We start from the raw sequence: 7,828 nt of genomic DNA, 5'->3' as shown, positions 1-7,828 counted from the left end.
GCTGCCGGCCGTGCCGGTCCGCGTCTCGTAGCTGAAGCGCAGGTCGCTCTCGGCCGCCTTGTCCAGGCTCACCGTGAAGCGGAGGTTGTTCCCCTCCTCCGCCGACACGTCGTTGATCGACGCGTTGTACAGCAAAGAATCGTCGGCTTCATCAAATAGATTTCCGCCGACCGTCACCAATCGCCAGCGCTCGGGATGATTTTTGATATCCTGAATGTCCACCAACTTGAACCATTCCTCAACATCAGCAAGATCTTCAGGCTGATTTTTGATAAAATGTTCCGTTGTATTGGGAAGGCTCCCATGTCGATTTTTTAACGATACTATTGCAGCAACGGCTGTATGATAATCCTGGTGTGACGAATGAAATACTGACGCGCTGCCCCATTTACTCTCAACTGCATCTAAGAATGCATTTACCGCCGGACCGAGATCGTTATTAATGTATCGTGATGACTCTGAATCAACGATTGATTTTGCCCAAGACGTCGGAAATATCTTCTCGTTCATCAACTTCATATCATTTCGATACGTCAAACTCAAAACAGGGTCCAGATCGTAACGTGATTTTCCACTGTAATTAACTAATCTATCGTGCGTAGTGGCATCAATAATATTATCAGCAAGGGCTCTGGCTATAATAGTCTTGTAGGTCTTCTCCGCATAGCCATCGGATTTTTGTCCTTTTGAATAGCCTATGTCGAGTTGAACAACTCCAAAAGAGAACGCACTATTATTGCCGCCAGGGCTTTTTCCGAGAAGTGCATCAGGAACGGCGTAGCTCACAACATAGATTTTTGCCGAACTGCCGCCATGTTCTGTTCCAAGCAAAATAGCCCGAAATTCCGCCTCGGAAATGCTGCTCATTTACGCACCCGACCCGCTACAGGTCGCCCTCCTGAACAACATCATTTTACAACATAGGCTAGCGTAACGTTTCAACGGTGTCCAGCGTCGACCTCTATGGGACAGGTCGCGGACGTTGAGGAGCGAGGGGTTTCTGGCTCATCTTCACTCCTCGGCGGTTACGATGAGCCAGAAATCCTCCGCTCCGCGTCGCCGGCGGGGCCCGTGTCGCGGTCAGGCCCGCGCGCCGCCGGGGGCGGCGCCTCCGCCGGTCGAAGCTGCGCGCTCATCGGGGATAGAGCGTCCATGCCTACCGGCGGTTCCTGCCTTCCGAGCATGGGCGGGCGCGACGCGCCGCATCTCAGCGGCGCACATCCGCCACGCCATGCCGGATGAAGACGACCAGCGCGCGCGCCAGGCAATCGTGCAGCGCGTCGGCGACGGCGCGGGGGGGGGGGGGCGCGGGGGGCGGGGGGGGGGGGGGCCCCCCCCCCCCGCCCCTGCCTTCACTCCACCTTGGCGCCGGAGATCTGCACGAGGCGCTGCCACCGCGGCGTCTCGTCGCGGATGAGCTGCACGGCGGCAGCCGGGGTGGCGCTCACCACGGCGTCGTAGCCGAAGGGGCGCAGGGCGCTGACGAAGTCGGGCGCGCTGCCGACCTGGCGGATCGCTGCGTGCAGGCGCGTCACCTCGGATTCCGGCGTCGCCGCGGGCACCATGATCGCGTTCCAGGAGCGGATGTCGAAACCCTCCAGCCCCGGCGTCTCGGCGAAGGCCGGCACATCGGGCAGCAGCGCCATGCGCCGGCCGGAGGTGGCGCCGAGCAGCTTCACCCGGCCGGCGGCCGCCTGCGGGATCAGCGTCGCCGGCAGATCGGCGCTGCCCTCGATGGTGCCGGCGATCAGGTCCGTCGCGGCCTGGGCGCCGCCGCGATAGGGAACCGGCGTGAGGTCGGCGCGCGACTGCGCGACGAGGGCCGACATCGCCAGATGCGTCACGGTGCCGGGGCCGGCATTCGCCACGCGGAAGGCGCCGGGATTGGCGTGCGCCCAGTCGAGCAGGGCGCCGAGGCTGGTCCAGCCGCGCTGCTGCGCGATCTGGGCATTCGCCGCCAGCAGCACCGCGCTGTCGGTGATCTGCGTCACCGCGCGCAGGTCGCGCGCCACGTCGAAGGGCATGGAGGGTTGCAGGAAGGGCGCGGCGCAGAGCGTGGCGGCGCCGATGATGCCGATGGTGGTGCCGTCCGCCGGCGCCTTGGCCACCGCATCGGCGCCGATCAGCCCGCCGCCACCGCTGCGGTTCTCCACCACCACCTGCTGGTCCAGCAGCGGCACCAGCCGGTCCGCCAGCGCGCGGCCCAGGCTGTCCACGCCGCCACCGGGCGGGAAGGGGACGATGATGCGCAAGGGGCGGCGCGACTGCGCGAGCGCGGGCGTCGCCAGCGTGGCGAGCAGCAGCGTGCGGCGGGGCAGGCGGGGCATCGCGTCGTTCTCCGGCGGTTGACGCCGCCAGCCTATGCCGGGCCTTGGCCGCGGGGAAAGCTCAACCGAAGGGACCGCGCGCGGCGATGCCGGCGGGGATGGCGCCGCGGCGTGCGGCTTCCTCCCACACGCGGGTGATCGCGGCGCGGCCGCGGCGGGTGACGGCGGCCGCATCGGCCGTCATCACCGTGCCGTCGCGCAGCAGCACGCGGCCTTCCACCATGGAGAGCACGAGGTCCGCGGCGCTGCCATTCGTCAGCAGCGCCTTCAGCGGATCCCAGACCGGCTGGTAGCGCGAGGAGGCGAGGTCGAACATCACCAGGTCGGCGCGCTGCCCCTTCGCGATCAGCCCGAGGTCGTCGCGCTGCAAGGCAAGCACGGAATCGCGCGTGGCCGCGCGCAGGATGCGCGGCGCGGCGAGGCCATGCGGCGTGCCGGACTGCACTTTTGCGAAGATCGAGGCGGTGCGGATCTCGGCCAGCATGTCGAGCGTGACGCCGTCGGTGCCGATGCCGAGGCGCAGCCCCGCCTTCTCCATCCGCGCAAGCGGCACGAAGCGGCCGGAGCGCGCGAAGGCGAGCGGGCAGGAGGCCAGCGCGGCACCGTGCTGCGCAACGATCGAAAACTCCTCGTCGGTGGCGAACATGCCATGCGCCAGCACCACGCCGGGCCGCAGCAGGCCGAGATTGCGGAGATGGTCGATGGAGCCGACGCCGAAGAGCTCCTTCACGCGGGCGATCTCGATCGGGTTCTGTGCGGCGTGGATGGAGACGATGGTCTGCCGCTCCCGCGCGGCGGCGTCGATCCGCCGCAGCAGCTCGGGCGTGTTGGAATCCGGGCCATGCGGGCCGAACCCCACGCGCGTGACGCCGCGCGGGCCTTCGTCGAAGCGGTCGAACAGGGCGAGCGTCGCCTCGAATCCGGTCTCGCGCGTGGGGGTGTAGGTGGCCTTGCCCTCGGCGGTCATGCCGATGGTCTCGCTGAAGGTATAGGGGCAGGACCAGGAGCGCAGGCCGAGGCGCTTCGCGCGCTCGATGAAGGGCCATTGCGCGACGCGGTACACATCCAGCAGGCCGGTCATGCCGCTGCGCAGGCCCTCGAGCAGCGCCATCTCCGCCGCGTCGCCGATCTCCTCCTCGGTCATCGTCGCGGCGGCGACGTCGCCGAGCGGCATGAGCAGCGAATAGACGATGTGGCCCGGCAGGTCGCCCGGCGCGATGTCGTCGGCGAGGCCGCGGAACAGCGGCGCCGACAGCGCGTGGTTGTGCAGGTTGATCAGGCCGGGCAGCAGCAGCGCATCGGGGGCCGCGATGCGCCGCGCATCGAGCGTCGGGCGTTCGGTGACGACGTCTGCAATGGCGCCGTCGCGCACGATGACGTGCACGCCGCGGCGCAGGCCGCCCTCCGCATCCCAGGCCCAGCCCGGCTCGATCACCAGCGTCACGGCAGCGTCCCCCGGAAATGCGCGAGCAGCGCCGAGATGGTGAGCACGGAGAGGGCGGTGGAGACGACGACCGCGCTGCCCGAGCGGTCCGCGCCGGTGGCGTAGCGGCGCGCCAGGATGAAGGCGTTGGCGCCGGTCGGCAGCGCGGCGATGGTCACCGCCACGGCCAGGTCGATGGGCGCGAGGCCGAGGCTCCGGCCGGCCGCGAAGACGAGGGCGGGAAAGACGAAGAGCTTCGCGGCGACGATCGCCGCCGTCTCCTTCCAGATCGCGCTGGCCGCGATGCCGGCGAGACCGCCGCCGAGGCAGAACAAGGCCATCGGCGGCGCGGCGCCGCCGAGGAAATCGAGCGTGCGGCGCAGCACGGGCGGCACGGGAAGGCCGAGCAGGTTCCAGGCGAGCGCGGCGAAGACCGAGAGCACGACGGGGTTGCGCGCCATGCCCATCAGCGTCGCCGTCACCAGGCGGCGCCAGGGCGCCGCGGCATTCAGGCCGACCTCGATCATCATCGTCGCCATGCCGAGCACGATCACCGTCTGCAGGCCGAGGATCGCGAGCATCGGCGGCACGCCGGCCTGGCCATAGGCCGAGATGATGATCGGCACGCCCATCATCACGGAGTTGCCGAAGACGCAGGAGAGCGCGAAGACCGCGGCCTCCGCCATCGTCAGCTTCAGCATGCGCTGCGCCAGGGGGATCAGCGCGAAGAAGAAGACCACGGAGGTTCCGAGCAGCGCGAGGGCCGCGCCGCCGCCGCCTTCATGCGGCCGCGTGCCGCCGGAGAAGAGCAGGGCGGGCGCGGCGAGGCCGAAGACGAAGAGCGTCATGCCCTTGAAGGCGGCGTCATCCAGGATCTTCCGCCACGCTGCGACGTAGCCGAGGGCGATCAGCGCGAAGACCGGCGTGACGATCTCCAGCAGCGCGGTCATCGCGTGGCGTCGCCTATCCCAGCAGCCCCGCGACGAAGCCGGGCAGGCCGGGCTGGCGGGCGCGGGTGCTGCGGGCGGCGTGCAGGATGGCGCGCACCTCCGCCACCGTGCGGTCGAAGTCGCGGTTCACCAGCACATGGTCGAAGTCGGACCAATGCGCGATCTCGGCGCGCGCGATCTCCAGGCGGCGGGCGATCTCCGCCTCGCTCTCCTGCGCGCGGCCGCGCAGCCGGCGTTCCAGCTCGTCGAGGGAGGGCGGCAGCAGGTGGATGCCCACCACGTCGCCCGGCAGCCTCTCGCGCAGCTGCAGATGGCCCTGCCACTCGATGTCGAACAGCACGTCGCGGCCTTCGGCCAACGCCTGCTCCACCGGCGCGCGCGGCGTGCCGTAGGAGCGGTCGAGGAAGCGGGCGTATTCCAGCAGCTCGTTCCGCTCGACCATCGCGTCGAACTCGGCCTGCGAGCGGAAGAAGTAGTGCACGCCGTCGAGCTCGCCGGGGCGGCGGGCGCGGGTGGTGGCGCTGACGGAGAGCTTGAGATCCGGCTCCATCTCCAGCAGCGCGCGCGACACGCTGGTCTTGCCGACGCCCGGCGCGGAGGAGAGGACGAGGCAGACGCCCCGGCGTTGACGTGCTTCCATCACTCGACATTCGCCGATTGTTCGCGAAGGCGCTCGATGGCGGCCTTCAGTTCCAGCCCGAGGCGGGTGAGGCCGACGCTCGCGCTCTTGCTGCACAGCGTGTTGGCCTCGCGGACGAATTCCTGCGTCAGGAATTCCAGCTTGCGTCCCACGGCGTCGCCGGCGCCAAGCAGCCGGCGCGCTTCCGCGACATGGGCGGCGAGGCGGTCCAGCTCCTCGCGCACGTCGGAACGCTGCGCGAGCATCGCAACCTCCTGCGCCAGGCGTTCCTCGGGGATGCGCGCGCGCACCTCGCCCTCGCCCAGGATGCGCGCGAGATTCTCGAGCAGGCGCTGGCGCTGCGCTTCCGGCTGGTTCGCCGCCTCGCTTCCGGCCTGCACGCGCAGCGCCTCGATCTCGTCGAGCAGCACGCCGAGGATCGTCGTCAGTTGCGCGCCCTCGCGCACGCGGGCGGCGGCGAGCGCGGCGAGCGCGGTCTCGAAGGCTGCGAGGACCGCTCCGCGCTTCGCCTCCTCGGCCGCCTCGTCGGGCTCGGCCTGTTCGGCGCGCAGCACGCCGGGCAGGCCGAGGATCGCCTCGGCGCGGGGCGGCGGGGCGCCGAGGCGCTGGGCCACCGCCTGGGCGAGCGCGATCGCCTGGTCGAGTGCCGCGGGATCCGGCGTCAGGCGCGGCGCGCGTTCCTCCCGCTTCACCGTCAGCGTCGCCGAGACATTGCCGCGCTTCAGGCGCTTCGCCGCGGCCTCCCGCAGGGCGGGCTCCAGCGCATCGAGCCCGTTCGGCAGGCGCAGCCGCAGGTCGAGGCCCCGCCCGTTGACGCTCCGCACCTCCCAGACGAAGGAGGTGCCGTCCGGCAGCGTGCCGCTTTCGCGGGCGAAGCCGGTCATGGAGGCGAGCGTGCTCATGGGCGGGTTTGTCCTCCCGTGCGGGCAGGAGGGCAAGCGTGGCAGCGTGGCCGTGGCGGGATGTGGCGATCACCGGGGCGTCCTCGGGGCTCGGGCGGGCACTGGCGGAGGCATGCGCGGCGCCGGGGGTGACGCTCCACCTCTCGGGCCGCGACGGGGCGCGGCTGGAGGCGGCGGCAGAGGCCTGCCGGGCAAGGGGTGGGCGGGTGGAGGCCGCGGTGCTGGACGTGACCGATGCCGCGGCGACCGAGGCCTGGGTGCGGGGGGCGGGGCGGCTCGACCTGGTGATCGCCAATGCCGGCATCTCCGGCGGCACCGGCGGGGCGACGGAGCCGGCGGCGCAGGCGCAGCGGATCTTCGCGACGAACGTCACGGGGGTGCTCAACACGGCCCTGCCGGCGATCGAGGCGATGGCCCGGCAGGCGCCGGGGCCGGACGGGGTGCGCGGGCGCGTGGCCGTGATCGCCTCCATCGCCGCCTTCGTCGCGGCACCTGGTGCGCCGGCCTATTGCGCCTCGAAATCCGCGGTGCAGCGGTGGGCGGAGGCGCTGGACGCGACGGAGCGCGCGCGCGGCGTCAGGCTGCATGCGATCTGCCCGGGCTACATCCGCACGCCGATGACCGCGCGCAACGACTTCCCGATGCCCTTCCTGATGGATGCGGCGGATGCGGCGCGGCGCACGCTGCACGGGATCGCGCGCGGGCGGGTGCGGGTGGCCTATCCGCTGCCGCTCTACCTGTCGGCGCGGCTGGTGGGCGCGCTGCCGCCGGGGCTGCGTCACGCAATGTTCAACCGGCTTCCGGCCAAGCGGGCGCTGGATTGATCGGCGTCAAGGCGCGGCGGCGGCTCGGGCGCCCCAATTGAGGCGCGCCCGGCCCCGCCTCAGCGCGTGCGGCCGGTGCCAGCCGGAAGCACACGGAGACAATGCCATGAGCTCGAGCGCCTCCAATCCGAACCAGCCCGCCCGCGGCGACAACGATCCCTTCCTGTCGCTGCGCCGTGGCATGGACCGCCTGTTCGACCAGGTGATGGGCGGATGGGGCGGGATGCCCGCCGCCTTCACCGGAACCGGCGTGCTCACGCCGAAGGTGGATGTGGCCGAGACGCCGCAAGGGCTGGAAGTGACGGCCGAACTGCCCGGCATCGCGCCGAAGGATGTCGCGATCGACCTCGAGGACGACGTGCTCACGCTGCGCGCCGAGCGCAGCAGCGAGAAGACGGAGGAGGACAAGGAGAAGCGCTGGCACATCCTGGAGCGCCAGTCCGGCACCTATCTCCGCCGCTTCGCCCTGCCCTTCGAGCCGGAGGCCGACAAGGTCGAGGCGAGCTTCGACAAGGGCGTGCTGCACATCCGCATCCCACGTCCGGCCCAGGCCAAGCCGCAGGCGCGGCGGATCGAGGTGCGGGGCGAATAGCGCGGTTGGGGGGGCGGCGCATGGTCGCCCCCTCGGCCCCCCGCCGCCGGCGCCGCCGCCCCCCCCCCCCCCCCGCCCGCGCCCGGGCCGACGCGCGCCGCGGGCCGCGCGCGCGGGCAGCTGGTCTGCGGCATCCACACCGGCGTCGCCGGCTTCGCGCTGCCCGACAG

8 protein-coding genes are annotated in these 7,828 nt (G+C 70.6%); 2 read left to right on the top strand and 6 right to left on the bottom strand.

The features are described 5' to 3' along the window. From AC1MIR_RS08035 to AC1MIR_RS08010, 6 genes are all read right to left on the bottom strand, one after another. A partial coding sequence (locus AC1MIR_RS08035) for a hypothetical protein (RefSeq protein ID WP_480027654.1) occupies positions 1-867 on the bottom strand: 867 nt, incomplete at its 3' end. A gap of 485 nt (positions 868-1,352) precedes the next feature. Then, a complete protein-coding gene (locus tag AC1MIR_RS08030; RefSeq protein WP_480027653.1) occupies positions 1,353-2,327 on the bottom strand; it encodes a Bug family tripartite tricarboxylate transporter substrate binding protein in 975 nt (324 codons plus the stop codon). A gap of 61 nt (positions 2,328-2,388) precedes the next feature. Continuing rightward, positions 2,389-3,771 carry an amidohydrolase family protein gene (locus AC1MIR_RS08025; RefSeq protein WP_480027652.1) on the bottom strand — a complete coding sequence of 461 codons (1,383 nt, stop codon included), beginning with the start codon at positions 3,769-3,771 and terminating at the stop codon, positions 2,389-2,391. Then, positions 3,768-4,700 carry an AEC family transporter gene (locus tag AC1MIR_RS08020; RefSeq protein ID WP_480027651.1) on the bottom strand — a complete coding sequence of 311 codons (933 nt, stop codon included), beginning with the start codon at positions 4,698-4,700 and terminating at the stop codon, positions 3,768-3,770. The genes AC1MIR_RS08025 and AC1MIR_RS08020 overlap by 4 nt, the downstream gene beginning before the upstream one ends. Before the next feature lie 13 nt (positions 4,701-4,713). Further along, positions 4,714-5,340 carry a guanylate kinase gene (gene gmk, locus AC1MIR_RS08015; RefSeq protein ID WP_480027650.1) on the bottom strand — a complete coding sequence of 209 codons (627 nt, stop codon included), beginning with the start codon at positions 5,338-5,340 and terminating at the stop codon, positions 4,714-4,716. Beyond that, positions 5,340-6,242, bottom strand: coding sequence for a YicC/YloC family endoribonuclease (locus AC1MIR_RS08010; RefSeq protein WP_480027649.1), 903 nt, complete (start codon positions 6,240-6,242; stop codon positions 5,340-5,342). Before AC1MIR_RS08010 ends, gmk begins: the two co-directional genes overlap by 1 nt. Before the next feature lie 38 nt (positions 6,243-6,280). On the opposite strand from AC1MIR_RS08010, the gene AC1MIR_RS08005 reads away from it, so the two are divergent. Together AC1MIR_RS08005 and AC1MIR_RS08000 are read left to right on the top strand one after the other, a co-directional pair. Next, the gene (locus AC1MIR_RS08005) at positions 6,281-7,066 is read left to right on the top strand and encodes an SDR family NAD(P)-dependent oxidoreductase (RefSeq protein ID WP_480027648.1); all 786 of its coding nucleotides are present in this window, start codon (positions 6,281-6,283) and stop codon (positions 7,064-7,066) included. Between the two features lie 106 nt (positions 7,067-7,172). Then, positions 7,173-7,658 carry an Hsp20/alpha crystallin family protein gene (locus tag AC1MIR_RS08000; protein ID WP_480027647.1) on the top strand — a complete coding sequence of 162 codons (486 nt, stop codon included), beginning with the start codon at positions 7,173-7,175 and terminating at the stop codon, positions 7,656-7,658. The last annotated feature ends 170 nt before the right edge of the window (positions 7,659-7,828 follow it).

This window comes from Falsiroseomonas sp. RANM36 (genome assembly GCF_056682175.1).
This window is presented reverse-complemented; position numbering and strand designations above follow the sequence as displayed.